Source organism: Janthinobacterium sp. PSPC1-1, from assembly GCF_049897625.1.
In the GTDB taxonomy this organism is placed as follows: domain Bacteria; phylum Pseudomonadota; class Gammaproteobacteria; order Burkholderiales; family Burkholderiaceae_D; genus Janthinobacterium; species Janthinobacterium tructae.
On the sequence record NZ_JAFCWP010000007.1, the window covers coordinates 163,308 to 179,285 of the forward strand.

Annotated in this window: 12 protein-coding genes; 6 read left to right on the plus strand and 6 right to left on the minus strand. The window is 63.4% G+C overall.

Annotated elements, in window-relative coordinates:
- Positions 1–38: 38 nt before the first annotated feature.
- Entirely contained in the window at positions 39–779 is a 741-nt protein-coding gene (locus tag ACP7EG_RS21630) for a Crp/Fnr family transcriptional regulator (protein WP_426089241.1), read from the minus strand.
- A 238-nt stretch (positions 780–1,017) separates the two neighbouring features.
- Between ACP7EG_RS21630 and ACP7EG_RS21635 the strand changes: the two genes are divergently transcribed.
- Together ACP7EG_RS21635 and ACP7EG_RS21640 are read left to right on the plus strand one after the other, a co-directional pair.
- A complete protein-coding gene (locus ACP7EG_RS21635; protein ID WP_426089242.1) occupies positions 1,018–1,449 on the plus strand; it encodes a hypothetical protein in 432 nt (143 codons plus the stop codon).
- 15 nt (positions 1,450–1,464) lie between these two features.
- A complete protein-coding gene (locus ACP7EG_RS21640; protein ID WP_426089310.1) occupies positions 1,465–3,102 on the plus strand; it encodes a putative bifunctional diguanylate cyclase/phosphodiesterase in 1,638 nt (545 codons plus the stop codon).
- Here ACP7EG_RS21640 and ACP7EG_RS21645 read toward each other — a convergent pair.
- Both ACP7EG_RS21645 and ACP7EG_RS21650 read right to left on the minus strand, forming a co-directional pair.
- Complete coding sequence (locus ACP7EG_RS21645) at positions 3,099–4,139, minus strand: porin (protein ID WP_426089243.1); 1,041 nt, start codon at positions 4,137–4,139, stop codon at positions 3,099–3,101. The genes ACP7EG_RS21640 and ACP7EG_RS21645 overlap by 4 nt on opposite strands.
- 498 nt (positions 4,140–4,637) lie before the next feature.
- A complete protein-coding gene (locus ACP7EG_RS21650) occupies positions 4,638–6,992 on the minus strand; it encodes an ankyrin repeat domain-containing protein (RefSeq protein WP_426089244.1) in 2,355 nt (784 codons plus the stop codon).
- Between the two features lie 170 nt (positions 6,993–7,162).
- Between ACP7EG_RS21650 and ACP7EG_RS21655 the strand changes: the two genes are divergently transcribed.
- From ACP7EG_RS21655 to ACP7EG_RS21670, 4 genes are all read left to right on the plus strand, one after another.
- A complete protein-coding gene (locus tag ACP7EG_RS21655; RefSeq protein WP_426089245.1) occupies positions 7,163–9,970 on the plus strand; it encodes a valine--tRNA ligase in 2,808 nt (935 codons plus the stop codon).
- Between the two features lie 114 nt (positions 9,971–10,084).
- On the plus strand, positions 10,085–10,552 hold the full coding sequence (locus ACP7EG_RS21660) for a DUF2147 domain-containing protein (RefSeq protein WP_426089246.1): 468 nt from the start codon (positions 10,085–10,087) through the stop codon (positions 10,550–10,552).
- Between the two features lie 276 nt (positions 10,553–10,828).
- A complete protein-coding gene (locus ACP7EG_RS21665; RefSeq protein WP_426089247.1) occupies positions 10,829–12,604 on the plus strand; it encodes an Ig-like domain-containing protein in 1,776 nt (591 codons plus the stop codon).
- A gap of 13 nt (positions 12,605–12,617) precedes the next feature.
- Positions 12,618–13,757 carry an OmpA family protein gene (locus ACP7EG_RS21670; protein WP_426089248.1) on the plus strand — a complete coding sequence of 380 codons (1,140 nt, stop codon included), beginning with the start codon at positions 12,618–12,620 and terminating at the stop codon, positions 13,755–13,757.
- 53 nt (positions 13,758–13,810) lie between these two features.
- On the opposite strand, the gene ACP7EG_RS21675 is transcribed toward ACP7EG_RS21670, so the two are convergent.
- The 3 genes from ACP7EG_RS21675 to ruvA are packed head-to-tail and all read right to left on the minus strand — an operon-like array spanning position 13,811 to position 15,948.
- A complete protein-coding gene (locus tag ACP7EG_RS21675) occupies positions 13,811–14,278 on the minus strand; it encodes a YaiI/YqxD family protein (RefSeq protein WP_092613064.1) in 468 nt (155 codons plus the stop codon).
- 23 nt (positions 14,279–14,301) lie between these two features.
- Positions 14,302–15,357 carry a Holliday junction branch migration DNA helicase RuvB gene (gene ruvB, locus ACP7EG_RS21680; RefSeq protein WP_071079481.1) on the minus strand — a complete coding sequence of 352 codons (1,056 nt, stop codon included), beginning with the start codon at positions 15,355–15,357 and terminating at the stop codon, positions 14,302–14,304.
- A gap of 12 nt (positions 15,358–15,369) precedes the next feature.
- Complete coding sequence (gene ruvA, locus ACP7EG_RS21685; protein ID WP_071079482.1) at positions 15,370–15,948, minus strand: Holliday junction branch migration protein RuvA; 579 nt, start codon at positions 15,946–15,948, stop codon at positions 15,370–15,372.
- Between the last annotated feature and the right edge of the window lie 30 nt (positions 15,949–15,978).

The following is a 15,978-nucleotide window of genomic DNA, read 5'->3' on the forward strand; positions in this document are numbered from 1 at the left end:
CCTGGGCTGTAACAACGATAAGAGAGTGGATGCGGTGATCAGGAACCTTGGCGCTGGCGCACGTCCGACAGCAGGCGCGTGAATTCCTTCTTGACCACGCCATAGCATTCGCACACATGGCCTTCGAGGCCGGCGCGGTCCAGCACGGAGATATGGCCGCGCCGGTAACTGATGAAGCCGCGCTGCTGCAAGCGCCCGGCCGCTTCCGTCACGCCTTCGCGGCGCACGCCCAGCATGTTGGCAATCAACTCCTGCGTCATCGTCAGCTCGCGGTTCGGCAGGCGGTCCATGGTCAGCAGCAGCCAGCGGCACAGCTGCTGCTCCACCGTATGGTGGCGGTTGCACACGGCCGTCTGTGACATTTGCGTGATCAGGGCTTGCGTATAGCGCAGCAGCAAGCGCATGACGGGGCCGGCGCGGTCGAATTCTTCCATCAGCAAATGCGCCTTCAGCCGATAGCCGACGCCGCCCGTCTGCACCACGGCGCGGCTGGGGGTAGAGTTGCCGCCCATAAACAGCGACACGCCCACCACGCCTTCATTGCCGACGCCGGCAATTTCCGACGAGCCGCCGTTTTCCAGCAGGTAGTGGATGGAAACGATGGCGGTGGTGGGAAAGTGCACATGCTGCAGCTTGTCGCCCGAATCGTAGATCACGTCACCGAGCAACATGGAGACTTGCTCCAGATGGGGGGCCAGGCGCGCGAAATCGGCGTCGAGCATGGCGGCGAGCAAATGGTTTTGATTCGGGTTGTGCAGCTGGGCATGCGGACTCGACATGGGCAGTTTTCCTGATTTCCAGTCGTCAGCTAGGGGATAGGTAAAAAACGTCCGAACGAGGGGCGCCATATGCCGGAGCGTAACACAGCGCCTGCACAGTGCCGCCACTATATTTCTTGCTGGCATCGCCGTCTGTTCGGCAGCGAACGGACCGCCACGTGCCCCGCGCTCTACAGTCAGTCACTGCCAGGGCTGCCGGATCACGGATCGGCGCCGGCGCTGCTTACCGGACGCCATCATGCAATCATTTTTCAAACGCATCTCCATTTCCGTCTCCACCTCGGCCCTGATCACCCTGGCGGTCGGGCTGAGCCTGACGGCCCTGTGCTACGCCTCGGCACGCCAGATCGAGTCGGAAAGCACCCGGCTGCTGCTGCAGTACCACACCAGCGGTCACACGCTGCGCGCCGCCATGCTGCCTGCCAGCGGCATGAGCCTGGACGCCAACCATCGCGGCTCCCTGTATGTGCTGCTGGGCGGACTGCTGTCGAGCCTGCTGGCAACGGCATATGTCTTTCAACTGGTCACGCGCAATTCCGTGATTGCCCGCATCACGGGTGAACGCACGGCGGCGCTGCAGTTTGCCAATTTGCGCCTGTCCGAAGACATCGCTGCGCGCATGCACACTGAGAAGTCGCTGCGTTTGCGCGAACGCATCATCGAAGTGTAGGCCAATGCCATCATCCTGTGCAGCGCCGACGCGCCGGGCTACCTGATCGAATACGTCAATCCCGCTTTCGAGCGCATCACCGGCTATGCGGCTGGCGAAGTCATCGGCCAGCGCCTGGAAGATTTGCAGGGTCCCGAGCAGGGGCGGCAAGACATGCATGAGATTACAGCGGCCCTGCGCGAACAGCGCGAAGGCAAGGCCATCGTACGTAATTTCCGCAAGGATGGCAGCTGCTACTGGAGCGAGCTGTTCGTCGCGCCCGTGCGCGATGATGGCGATGGCCCCGTCAGCCACTTTGTCGTGGCGCAATACGACATCAGCACCGTCATGCGCTTCGAACAGGAGCTGGAATTCCAGTCGCGGCACGATATTCTGACGGGCCTGGCCAACCGCCTGCTGCTGCGGGAGCGGCTGGAACAGGCGATGGCCGTGACACGGCGCAGCGGCCTGCCCTTGTGGGTAGTGTTCATCGACCTCGACCGCTTTAAATTCGTCAACGATACCCTCGGCCACGATGCGGGCGACACTGTGCTGAAAAACGTCGCCGAGCGCCTGCGCGACGCCACGCGCGAAGTCGACACGGTGGCGCGCCTCGGTGGCGACGAATTCGTGCTGCTGCTGCCCCAGCATGGCAATGGCGAACCGGGCGCGGCCATCCTGCAGCGCATCCAGGACGCCGTGGCGCAGCCGCTGCAACTGGGGGAATATGAATTTATTCTCAGCTGCTGCATGGGCGTGGCCGTGTATCCCGACGATGGCCTGGACCCCGACACCTTGATCAAGCACGCCGACATCGCCATGTACCGCGCCAAGGAACAGGGACGGGGCCACTGGCAATTCTATGCCTCGAGCATGAATGCGGGCACCCTGGAGCGGCTGGGACTGGAGAGCGAGTTGCGCCATGCCCTGGAACGGGGACAGTTCCACCTCGAATACCAGCCCCAGCTGGACTTGGCCAGCGGCAAGGTGGTGGGCATGGAAGCGCTGCTGCGCTGGCAGCATCCGCAGCTGGGGCGCATTGCGCCTGCCAGCTTCATCGGCCTGGCCGAGGAAATGGGCTTGATCATCCCCATCGGCGACTGGGCGCTGCGCACCGCATGCGCCCAGGCGCGCGCCTGGCAGCTGGCCGGCCATGGCCCGCTGCGCCTGGCCGTCAACCTGTCGGCGCGGCAATTCAAGCAAAGGAATCTGCTGCATGCGGTGGCGCAGGCGCTGGCTGAAACGGGGCTGGCCGCCGCCCATCTGGAATTGGAATTGACCGAAAGCATGGTCATGCATGACGTGGAACAAGCGACGGCCATCATGGCCAACCTGAAGGCGCTGGGCGTGCAACTGTCGATCGACGACTTCGGCACCGGCTATTCCAGCCTGGCCTACCTGCGCCACTTTCCCATCGACGTACTGAAAATCGACAAGACCTTCGTCAGCGACATCACGCACGACGACGACGCAGCCATCGTGCGCGCCATCATTTCGCTGGCACACAGCCTGCGCCTGAAAGTCATCGCCGAAGGCGTGGAAACGCCGCAGCAGCTGGCCTTCTTGCGCCAGCACGGCTGCGACCAGATGCAGGGCTATCTGTTCAGCCGCCCGCTGACCGTGTCCGCCTTTGAAGCACTGCTGCACGAAGGCAGCATGCTGGCCGCTGCTTAAAACGCGTGGCGCAGGCCGACGTTGAAGGCGCGGTTGCCCGTGCCCACTTCCGTCGCATTGCCCACCATGTAGGCGGCGTCGTTGCGGTTGCGGATGTGCGCATAGGCCACATAAATCTTGCTGCGCTTGGACAAGGCATACGTGGCGCCGATGGCTAGCTGCTGCGCATCGCGGTTGGCCGCATTGCGGTCATCCTTGTGCACATACGAGGCCAGCAAAGTCGCCGCACCGAGCGGCACGGACACGCCGACGATGGCGTCGCGGCTGTCCGTCGACTGGGCCGGCGCCTGCGCCGCACCATACGGATTTTCCGCAAAGAACATGGTGCTGCCATCGCCCGTGTTGCGGCCATAGCCGGCAAACGCCGTGGCCACGCCGAAGTTGTAGTTACCGGCCAGAATGGTGTTGTTGGCGGCAGCCTTGCCCGGCTCGCCGGCACGGCTCTGGCGCGCCAGGCGCAAGGTCAATGGACCGTTGACATAGCCCAGGGCCAGGCCCAGCGAGCGCTGATCTGCCACCACACCCGTATGTTCGCCAAAGCCGTACATCACGGTGGCGGTGACGCCGCGCAGCTCGGGCGAGGTATAGCGCACGGTATTGTCGATGCGCGTGGCCGAATAGCCGGCCAGGTTGGTCGCCGCGCCGGCCAGGCCGCCTTCGAATGGATCGGCCACGTCCGTCAGCGCCTGGCTTTGCAAGTTGTACTGGCGGCCCATGGTCAGCATGCCCAGCGGGCTATTGAGGCCGACAAAAGCCTGACGGCCGAACAATTGCCCCCCCTGGTCGGAGCGGCCCGTGTCGCCCTGCACGCCCGCTTCCAAGGTGAACACCGCTTGCAAGCCATTGCCCAGCGCTTCCGTGCCACGAAAACCAAGGCGCGAACCGGCCGAGATACCGCTGGTGAGCTTGCTGACGCCGCCTTCCTGCACCAGGCCCGCATCCATCAAACCATACAGGTCGAGGGACGACTGGGCGTGTGCGGCAGGCAAGGCGCCCAGGGTGGTGGCAAGGCCGGCAAAGATGGCGATTTTTTTCATGATGATTTCCTTGTAAAAGCGAAACCAGGAAAGCGGCGGCCACGGCGAGGCCACAAGCGGCAAGGCGCCATGCGGGGGATGCCGTATCAAAAGACGACGCGCCGGACAAAAGATCCTGGCTAAGCTGTGACGGCAGCGGCGTGCAATGGACGCGCCGCTTTGATTCCGCCGTGAATGGTGCACCGCTGGCGGTGCGCGTGGCTCAGGCGCCCGGCCCGAAGGGGGCGCGCTGAAGGTGGCTGGCATCGCAGATGCGCTGGCCTTGAGACGCGGACGAGTGCTGGATATGAAGAATTAATACAACCGCGTCTGCTGGCGCCGTCCGCAAGGATGAGGCAGGAGGCGCCGAGGCCGGCATTATAGCATCGGCGACACCGCCATCCCCGTTCTGTTGCAGGAAAACGACTCGCCAGGCCGCCAAAAAACGGCCATGCCGCCGCGCAAGATGGCGCATGCGGTCCAGGGCCAACACTGTTGCAGCGGTGTGGCTGCCGGAGTCTAGCGCGCTGCGGCGGCCGCCTTCAGCAAGGCCAGCACGGCTTTACTTTCCGGCGTCGACGCCCGTTGCTGCGCCATCTTCAACACGGGCAATCCCCCGCCCAGCGGATCGGCGCCCAGGCTCAGCAACAGCTTGGCCATCGCCGCGTCGCTATTTTCGACGGCCGCCAGCAAGGGCGGCAGATAACCGCCGGTGACGATGGGCGCACCCATCGCGGCCAGGCGGGCGACCCAGTCGTGCCGCTGGCTGCGCACCGCATGCCACAGCAGCGTCTCCTTTTCCAGACGCCGCGAATCGAGCGCCGCCTGCTGTCCCTGGTAAGACTCTTCGGCGGCGGGTCCGACTTGCTGCCATGGCATGCCGGGTATCACTAGTTGGCGCAGCACGTCCTCGGACGCCGGCTGGTAGTTGTACATGGCGCGCATCGCAGCGTCGAGCCAGCGGTCCTTTCCCTTCGCGTCATGCCGGGGCACGCGCTGCTTGAGCCAGTCCAGCGCGCCGGCGTTGCCCGCTTCGGCGGCATAGGCGTACAGTGACTTTTCCTGCTCATCAGTATTCGGCGTGGTGCCGGTGGCCAGCATTTTATCGAGCACTTCGGTGCCGCGCGTCAAGCGCAGCAAGCGCCCCCATAGCAACGCATCGGCCAGCGGTCGTTCGGCTGGCTGCGCAGCCCCGCCTTTCTCGGCTTTTTTCTCTGCCAGGTACTGATCTACCAGCAAATATGGCCGGCCCGCGCCTGCGTCGAGCATGGCGATCATGCTGGCCGTACGCTCATTCGCGTCGATCAATTCCGGCAAGATGTCCGCATTCTCCTGCTGCAAGGCGTATTCCAGCGGCGCCTGCGTGTGGTTTTCGCCGCCGTATTGCCGCACATCGGCGCCATGCGCCAGCAACAGGCGCACCATCGCGGCATTGCCGTACAGGGCAGCCAGATGCAGGGGCGCAGCGTGGTACAGCGTATCGCCTTCGCCGAGCGGCACGCCGCGTTGCAACAGCAGCGTCATCATGCGCAGCTTGGCGGGCAGCAGCGCGGCGTGCTGCTCACGCAGCGCCTGGCGGCGCGCCTGCAGCGATGCTTGCGCCAGTCGCTGCTGATCGTCGTCCTGCCAGGTTTGCGCCTTCAGCCATGCCGCTTCGGCTTTGACCATGCTCGATGCGGGCAAGATCAAATAGTTCAGCAAGGGAAGCCTGTCGAGCGCATAGTTGCCCGGCTCGGCGACGCCGGCCAGCAGCTTGCCGAAGGCCGCTTCATCGCCCTCTCTGGCAGCCTTGAACAGCGCCGTCACCTCTGGCGTCGGCGGCAGCTTGTTGCGTGCCTCGCGCACATAATTGATCAAGCGTTCCATGCCATGCACCGAGACCAGCGGCAACGGCATGCCCACCTTCCATGCCCGCGCCAGCTGCTCCGCCTCGGCCTGTTGCGCCGCATTCAGTTTCTTTGCCCAGCGGGCCACGGTGACGCCGGCCTCCGCCGCGCCGCCCGCCGCCGCCAGCTGGCTCAGCATGGAAGCGAGCACATAGTCCTGCGGCACGCCCGCCTCCTCGCCATACAGCACGGCCAGCTGTAACTGGGCCTTGGCACTGCCGCTTTCTGCGGCCTTGCGCAGCCAGCGGGCGGCCTGCTTTTCATCCAGGCCGCCCGTGCCTTTCCAGCACAGCAAGCCCAGCTGATAGGCGGCTTCCATGTCGCCACCCTCGGCGGCGCGGCGGTACCAGTCCTGCGGCGAACGCTGTCCCGTCAGCGACGTCGCCGAGAAGGGCGCGCCCCGCTTCCAGCTGGCAGCAAGGCGCACGGCTTCATCGACCTGGTCCGGCGACATCCTGCCACGCTGCGCCGGCAGGGACTTCTCCATCGCGGCCGCACCGCTCCACTCCTTGTCTTGCAGCGCCAGCAGGTTGAGCGCATACGACAGCACCCGGTCCACCGGTCCGCCTTCGCCCCGTTCATACATTTGTGCCAGCTCCTGCAGGGGCTTGCCATCACCGTGCGCGGCCATGACGCCCAACCAGGGCCGCGCGCGCGATGGATTGCGCATGCGGCCCGGCGCGTATGCATACATGAAAACCAGCGCCTCCTGCGCGGCGCGATCGCCGCCCTTGGCCGCCAGCAGATACCAGCGCTCCGCTTCGGTATCGCTGCGCTCCACGTCCCGGCATCCTTGCTCGCCCACGTAGATATCGCCGAGGACTTTTTGCGCCTCGACATGGCCACCCTGCGCCGGTCCGCGCAATTGCGCCACGGCCTTGCTGCAGCGCCCATCCTGGAAAGCCGCCATCCCTTCCGGAACGCCGGCGCATGCGCCACCGGCAACCCATCCAGCGCCGAACACGGCCAATTGCCACAATTTTTTCATGATTGCCTGAGCTTTCAAATAATGTTGCAAAGATGATAGCTTGAAAAAAATACAATGCAGCAATATTGCGCAATCGTGCGCGGCTTTTCGGGCCATCCAGGCCCGCTATTTGCTGCGCATGCTTTATGCACCCCTTATAATGGTTCCTTTTGCCAATCACACGCCAAATCATGGAATTAGCCAAGTCTTTCGAGCCCGCCGACATTGAACAATTCTGGCGCACCGAGTGGGAACAGCGCGGTTACTTTACCGCCACCCTCGATGCCGGAAAACCTTCCTTCAGCATCCAGTTGCCGCCGCCGAACGTCACCGGCACCCTGCACATGGGCCATGCGTTCAACCAGACCATCATGGATGGCCTGACCCGCTACCACCGCATGCTGGGCCACAACACGGCCTGGATTCCCGGCACCGACCACGCGGGCATCGCCACGCAAATCGTCGTGCAGCGCCAACTGGACGCGCAAAAAATTTCGCGCCATGACCTGGGCCGCGAGAAGTTCGTGGAAAAAGTGTGGGAATGGAAAGAAAAATCCGGTTCCATCATCACCGGGCAAATGCGCCGCCTGGGCGCTTCGGCCGACTGGCAGCGCGAATACTTCACGATGGACGAGCCGCGCTCGAAAGTCGTCACCGACGTCTTCGTGCGCCTGTTCGAGCAAGGCCTGATCTACCGCGGCAAGCGCTTGGTCAACTGGGACCCCGTGCTGGGCACGGCTGTCTCCGACCTGGAAGTGGTGTCCGAGGAAGAAGACGGCTCGATGTGGTACATCAAGTACCCGCTGGTCGACGGCAGCGGTTTCCTGACGGTCGCCACCACGCGTCCTGAAACCATGCTGGGCGACGTGGCCGTGGCCGTCGATCCGACGGACGAGCGCTACGCAGCACTGGTGGGCAAGATGCTCAAACTCCCGCTGACCGACCGCGAAATCCCCATCATCGCCGACGAATACGTCGACAAGGAATTCGGCACGGGTTGCGTGAAGATTACCCCAGCGCATGACATGAACGATTACGCCGTGGGCCAGCGCCACAAACTGGCGCAAATCGTCATCCTGACCCTGGACGCGAAGATCACCGACGACGCGCCCGAGGCCTACCGCGGCATGGACCGCTTCGCCGCGCGCAAGCAGATCGTCGCCGACCTCGACGCGCAAGGATTGCTCGAGCAAGTCAAGCCGCATAAATTGATGGTGCCGCGCGGCGACCGCACGGGCGTCGTCATCGAACCGATGCTGACGGACCAGTGGTTCGTCGCCATGAGCAAACCGGCCCCGGAAGGCACTTTCTTCCCCGGCAAATCGATCGCGGAAACGGCGCTGGACAAGGTCGCCAATGGCGAAATCAAGTTCGTGCCGGAAAACTGGAGCACCACCTACAACCAGTGGCTCAACAACATCCAGGACTGGTGCATCTCGCGCCAACTGTGGTGGGGCCATCAAATCCCGGCGTGGTACGACGACGCGGGCAATATCTTCGTTGCCAAGACGGAAGCGGAAGCCATCGCCAAGGCGCAGGCCGCCGGCAGCACGGGCCCGTTGAAGCGCGACGACGACGTGCTCGACACGTGGTTCTCGTCCGCCCTGGTGCCATTCTCGACTATGGGTTGGCCTGAAGAAACGCCGGACATGAAGGCCTTCCTGCCCTCGTCCGTGCTGGTGACGGGTTTCGACATCATCTTCTTCTGGGTCGCGCGCATGGTCATGATGACGGCGCACTTCACGGGCAAGGTGCCGTTTGAAACCGTCTACGTACACGGCCTGGTGCGCGATTCGACGGGGCAAAAAATGTCCAAGTCGAAGGGCAATACCCTGGACCCGATCGACCTGATCGACGGCATCGACCTGGAAGGCTTGATCGTCAAGCGCACCACGGGCCTGATGAACCCGCGCGACGCGGAAAAGATCACCAAGGCGACACGCAAGGAATTCCCGGACGGCATTTCGGCCTACGGCACGGACGCCGTGCGCTTCACCATGGCCAGCTATGCCTCGCTGGGCCGCAACATCAATTTCGACCTGGGCCGCTGCGAAGGCTACCGCAACTTCTGCAACAAGATGTGGAACGCCACCCGTTTCGTCATGATGAATACGGAAGGCAAGGATTGCACCCCGAACGACGCCGACCTGTCGCAAGCGGACAAGTGGATCATCTCCTTGCTGCAACGCGCTGAACTGGACGTGGCAAAGGGCTTTGAAGACTTCCGTTTCGACAATATCGCCGCCACCATCTACAAATTCGTCTGGGACGAGTATTGCGACTGGTATCTGGAAGTGGCCAAGGTACAAGTCCAGCAAGGCACGGAAGGCCAGCAGCGCGCCACCCGCCACACCCTGCTGCGCGTGCTGGAAGTGGTGCTGCGCCTGGCCCATCCGATCATTCCGTTCGTCACGGAAGCGCTGTGGCAGACGGTAGCGCCTTTGGCCGGCAAGACCCTGAAGGCAGAAGGTGATTCGATCATGATGCAGCCGTATCCAATCGCCAACACCGACAAGATCGACGAGTCGGCCGAAGCGTGGATGCAGCAGTTGAAAGCCTTGACGGACGCCACGCGCAACCTGCGCGGCGAAATGCAGATCTCGCCTTCCGTGCGCGTGCCGCTGATCGTTGAAGCGGGCAATGCGACGGAAAAGGCCGCGCTGGCCTCGTACGCACCGTACATCCAGTCGCTGGGCAAGCTGGCCGAGGTGCAGATCGTCGATGCGCTGCCGGACTCGCCAGCGGCCGTCGCCATCGTCGGCACCACCAAGCTGATGCTGAAAGTGGAAATCGACGTGGCTGCCGAACGCGAACGCCTGGGCAAGGAAATCGCCCGTATCGAAGCGGAAATTGCCAAAGTAAATAGCAAATTAGGCAATGAAAGCTTCGTCGCGCGCGCCCCGGCCGCCATCGTTGCGCAAGAAAACGAGCGTTTGCTCAGTTTTTCCGCCACAATTGAAAAATTGCGCGAACAGTTTGCTAAACTAGCCAGCGCATAAGGCAAGTTTGGAAGGATTGCGCGGCCGTCCCAGTGACGCCGCGCAGTACCGCTGGTCTTGCCTTGGTATATAAACTGTTCGTGACCCGATCAAAAAAACCATTGGAGACTAGCAATGCATACAATATTCAAAGCAAGCGTCACAGCAAGCATCATGGTGGCCGCCCTGGCCATCGCCGGCAGCGCCACCGCGCGCGATGACAATCACACCCCAGTGGGCACGTGGAAAACCATCGACGACGCCAGCGGCAAGCCGAAATCGCTCATCGTCATCACGGAAAACAACGGCGTCTTGCAAGGCAAGATCGACAAGCTGTTCCGCGGCCCTGACGAAGACCAGAATCCCAAGTGCGACAAGTGCACGGGCGCCAACAAGGACCAGCCCATCGTCGGCATGGTGATCCTGTCCGGCCTGAAATATGATGGCAAGGAATGGACGGGCGGCGAAATCACGGACCCGGCCAATGGCAAGACCTACAAGAGCAAGGCAGAACTGACGGAAGGCGGCACCAAGCTGCAAGTACGCGGCTATATCGGCGTGCCGATGTTTGGCCGCTCGCAGACATGGGTGCGCGCAGAGTAATCACCGCACGCCCTGCCCTGATGAAGCCGACCCTTGCGTCGGCTTTTTTACGTCTTCTGCCCGCATACGCCGTTGTTTTTCAGGCCGAATCGTTCCTTTTTGAACAGTTTTCCAATTGCCGACAAGCTAAGCGCGCCAGCGCACATACCTCCAGTTTCCTAAATGAAATAGTGCATGCCTGTGACGCCATCGCCCTGTAGCGACGGGCGGCATGGCTCTGCCGGATGACCTCATCCGCAGATGCCCGGCAGTGACTGCCATGCACAAAGGAAACACATGAACCTCTTCAAACGATATCTGAACCCGCTGCTCGTCTCGGCAGGTTTGCTGGCCATGGCCGCCCTGGCCGGTTGCGGCGGCGGCGACCAGGGACGCGATCCCATCCTCGGCTTGCCGGCTGCGACCTTGTCCAGCCTGGCTGTCACGCCAGCCACGGCGACGGTCGCCATCGGTGCCGGCCAGCAATTCACGGCCATAGCCACGTATAGCGACGGCTCCGCGCAAGACGTCAGCGCCAAGGCGGCCTGGACGTCGGCTACGCCTGCCAGCGCGACCGTCAATGCCGCCACTGGCTTGAGCACCGGCATCGCTGCCGGCAACAGCAACATCAGCGCCGCGTTCGGCGGCAAGAGCGCGGCGGCCCAGCTGACCGTCTCGCCCGCCACGCTCACGGCGATTGCCATCACCCCGCTCACGCCAGCCATCGCCATCGGCGCAACGCAGCAATTCACGGTAAGCGGCAGCTTCAGCGACGGCGCCACGCGCGACGTCACAGCCGTGTCGGCCTTTGCCTCCGCCACTCCCGCCACGGCCAGTATCGCCGCTGACGGACTGGCACTGGGCAAGGTTGCCGGCACGACGCAGATCACAGCCACCACGGGCACACTCACGGCCAGCACGGTCTTGACCGTCAACCCGGCCACCTTGCTGTCGATCGCCGTCACGCCGCAAAGCCCCATCGTGCCAGTGGCCGCGACGCGCCAGCTGGCCGTCATTGCCACCTACTCGGACAACAGCACGGCTGACGTCACGGCCGGCAGCAGCTTCGTGTCAGTCACGCCAGCGGCGGCCACGGTCGCCAGCAGCGGCCGCGTCACCGGCGTCGCCTTTGGTAGCAGCGTCATGAACGCCAGCTTCAACGGCAAGACGGCCAGCACCACCGTCACCGTACCCGCCCTCACCCTGGTCAGCATCGCCGTCACGCCAGCCACCGCCAGCATCGCCGTCGGTACCCAGCAGCAATTCGTTGCCACGGCAACGTATTCGGACAGCTCAAACGCCATCATCACCAACAGCGCCGCCTGGACCTCGGGCACCGTCGCCAATGCCACGGTATTGAACACGGGCGTCGCCACCGGCATCGCCGCCGGCACCAGCAACATCACCGCCACCGCTGGCGGCCAGTCGGGCAGCGCGCTGCTGACCGTCACCGCCGTCGCCATCCCGCCCGTATTCAATCCGATCATCCTGGGCCGCGCGGCGCCGTTCGGCGTGCTGGCCGGCACCTCGATCACGAACAATTCGGGCGGCACCACCCTGATCACGGGCGACGTCGGTGCACCGTCGCAGACCACCGATCCGACCCAGGCGGCCGGCTTTACCAACTACAAGTCGGGCGCGATCCTGGCCGGCGCCATGACGGATCTGCAAGCGGCGATCACCGACGGTAATAGCCGGACCTGCGACGTCAGCTTTGCCGGCGGCATCGACCTGGGCGGCCAGACCTTCGGCCCCGGCGTGTACTGCTATGCGGGCGCCATCAGTATCACGGGCACCCTGACCTTGAACGGTCCCGGCGTGTACATCTTCCGCACGGCATTGACGCTCGATTCGACCGTCAACTCCATCGTTGCCCTGAACAATGGCGCCACCGCCGACAACGTTACCTGGTTGCCCGTCGGCCCCACCACCCTGGCCGCGAACAGCGTCTTCAAGGGCAATATCCTGGGCCAGTCGGCCGCCATCACGGTGGGCGACAACACGACCCTGCTCAATGGCCGCGTGCTGACGGCTGCCGCCGTTACCCTGCGCAACAACCAGATCACCAAATAATCGGGACATGACGATGACTATCGCACACACACTGGGCGCCTTGGGCGTGATGACGGCCTCGCTGCTGGCAGCGCAAGCGGCGCAGGCGCAAGACAACACTTTCATCAATCCGGACTGGGCCAACAGCGCCTGGTACATCGGCGCGGGCGTGGGCCAGTCGCGCGCCACCATCGACGAGCCGCGTCTGCGCGCCAGCCTGGCCGCCAACGGCGAGACGGTCACCGGTTTTACCAAGGACCAGCGCGACACGGGCTATAAATTGTTTGTCGGCCGGCAACTGAACCAGTATTTCGCCGTGGAAGCCGGTTACTTTGACCTGGGCAAGTTCGATTTCAAGTCGACCACCAGCGGCAATGGCGTACTCAACGGCGAAGCGGGCTTTCGCGGTGTGAACCTGGATTTGCTGGGCCAGCTGCCGCTGTCGCAGCGCCTGTCCTTGCTGGGCCGGGTCGGCATGCATTACACCAAGACCAACACGGAATTCAGCGGCAACCGCCTGCTGGGCTCGACGAATACGCATGCCAGCGAGCGCAAGCTCAACGCCAAGCTGGGCCTGGGCCTCGAATACAAGTTCAGCGAAGCGCTGGCCCTGCGCGGCGAAGTCGAGCGTTATCGCCTGAACGACGCCGTCGGCAACCGTGGCGATGCGGACCTGTATTCCGTCAGCCTCGTGTATAAACTGGGCCGCCCGGCCAGCGCCACGCCAGCCTACCAGCCGGCGCCCGAAGTCGCCCCTGTCGTCGCCATGCCGGCGCCCGTCGTCGTGGCCGCACCGGCACCAACACCGGTGGCGGAAAAAGTGTCGTTTGCGTCGGAAGCGCTGTTTGATTTCGATCAATCGACGCTCAAGCCGCAAGGCAAGGCGGCGCTCGACCAGCTGCTCGGTCAATTGACGGGCATGGACCTGGAAGTCATCGTCACGGTCGGCCATACGGATGCCGTCGGTTCCGACGCCTACAACCAGAAGCTGTCGCAGCGCCGCGCCGAAGCCGTCAAGGCCTATCTGGTGACGCAAGGCGTGGAAACGAACCGCGTCTACACGGAAGGCAAGGGAGAAACGCAGCCCGTGGCCGACAATACGACTGCCGCCGGGCGCGCCAAGAACCGCCGCGTAACGGTGGAAGTGGTGGGCACGAGAAAAGTCGCGCGTTAAGTTGCATGCGCACGTAAAAAACCGGCTTGCGCCGGTTTTTTTTCGTCCACTGATTACTGCGCTGGCGCCGGCTTGCGGTGATGCTTGCTCAGATGCCGGTCCAGGCTGTTGGCGAACTGTTGCCGGTCGGATTGGCTGAAGGCGGCCGGGCCGCCCGTGTCCACACCGCCGCTGCGCAACTCTTCCATGAAGGCGCGCATCGTCAGTTGCTGGGCGATATTATCTTTCGTATAAAACTCGCCACGCGGGTTCAGCGCAAAACCGCCCTTGGTCAGCACGTCGGCCGCCAGCGGAATGTCGCCCGTGATGACGAGGTCGCCGGGATTGAGCAGCCGCACGATTTCCTGATCGGCCACGTCCGCGCCGGACGGCACTTGCACGGTGCGGATGAAGCGCGAAGGCGGCACGCGCAAGCCCTGGTTGGCCACCAAAGTGAGCGGCAACTCCAGGCGGTCGGCGACTCTGTACAGGATTTCCTTGATGACCACGGGACAGGCATCGGCGTCGATCCAGATTTGCATACCGGGCACAGCAGCTTCCGCCATCACAATTCCCACGCTTCGCCGCCCGGGCCGATGCGCGGCGCGCTGACGCCGAAGTGCAAATAGGCGGCCGGCGTGGCGACCCTGCCACGCGGTGTGCGCTGCAAGAAACCTTGCTGTATCAGATACGGTTCCAGCACGTCTTCGATGGTATCGGCCGCTTCGCCGATGGCCGCCGCCAAATTGCCGATGCCGACGGGGCCGCCGCCGAACTTGAACAGCACGGCTTCGAGCAGCTTGCGGTCCATCACGTCGAAGCCGGCGGAGTCGACGTCGAGCATGGCCAGCGCGCGGTCGGCCACCACCTTGGTGATCTCGCCATTGCTTTTGACTTCCGCAAAATCGCGCACGCGGCGCAGCAGGCGGTTGGCGATACGCGGCGTGCCGCGCGCGCGCTGGGCGATCTCGTGCGCGCCCTCCGGGTCGATCGGCGCTTTCAGCAAGGCGGCGCTGCGCGTGACGATCTTCGTCAATTCGCTCGTGTTGTAGAACTCCAGGCGCGCGACGATGCCGAAACGGTCGCGCAGCGGGTTGGTCAGCATGCCGGCGCGCGTGGTGGCGCCGACCAATGTAAACGGTTGCAGATCGAGTTTCACGGAACGGGCGGCCGGGCCTTCGCCGATCATGATATCGATTTGATAATCCTCAAGGGCCGGATACAGAATCTCTTCCACCACAGGCGACAGCCGGTGGATTTCATCGATGAACAGGACGTCGTTCGCTTCCAGGTTCGTCAGGATCGCAGCCAGGTCGCCCGGGCGCTCCAGCACGGGGCCGGAGGTCTGGCGCAAATTGACGCCCATTTCGCGCGCGATGATGTGCGCCAAAGTCGTCTTGCCCAGGCCCGGCGGGCCGAACAGTAAGGTGTGATCGAGCGCTTCCTTGCGCTGGCGCGCGGCCGTGATGAAGATTTCCAGCTGGTCGCGGATCTTTTCCTGTCCCACGTACTCGTCGAGTTGCTTCGGGCGCAAGGCCCGTTCGATGGCCTCTTCGTTGTGCGAGATGGGCGCCGCGTCGATGATGCGCTGCTCCGTGAAGATATCGGTCTGGATGCTCATGCCGTGTTCCCGTTAGCCTTTCGACAGCGCCTTGAGCGCCAGTTTGATACCGTCCGACACGCCACTGCTGGCCGGCACGTTTTTCACGGCCGCCATTGCTTCCTTGTCCGAGTAGCCCAGCGCCAGCAGGGCATTGAGGATATCGGACTGCGCATCGGGCGCAGCGTGTGCGCCAAGCGGACCGAGATCCGCACCGATCTTGCCCTTCAGTTCCAGCAACAGGCGTTCGGCCGTCTTCTTGCCGATGCCGGGCACTCTGACCAGGCGGCCCGAATCCTGCAAGGTGATCGCTTGCGCCAGATCGGCAATCGTCATGCCGGACAGGATCGACAGCGCCATGCGCGCGCCCACGCCCGTGATCTTGATCAACTGACGGAACACGGCCCGCTCGGCCGCATTGCCGAAGCCAAACAGCAGATGCGCATCTTCGCGGATGGCCTGGTGCGTGAACAGCACGACTTTTTCGCCCACGTGGGGCAGGTTGTAAAAGGTGCTCATCGGCACGTCGACTTCATAGCCGACGCCCTGGCAATCGACCAGCAATTGTGGCGGATTCTTTTCAAGCAAAATACCGGAGAGACGGCCTATCATCGCGTGTTCCTAATGTTAAATTTGAGAGTG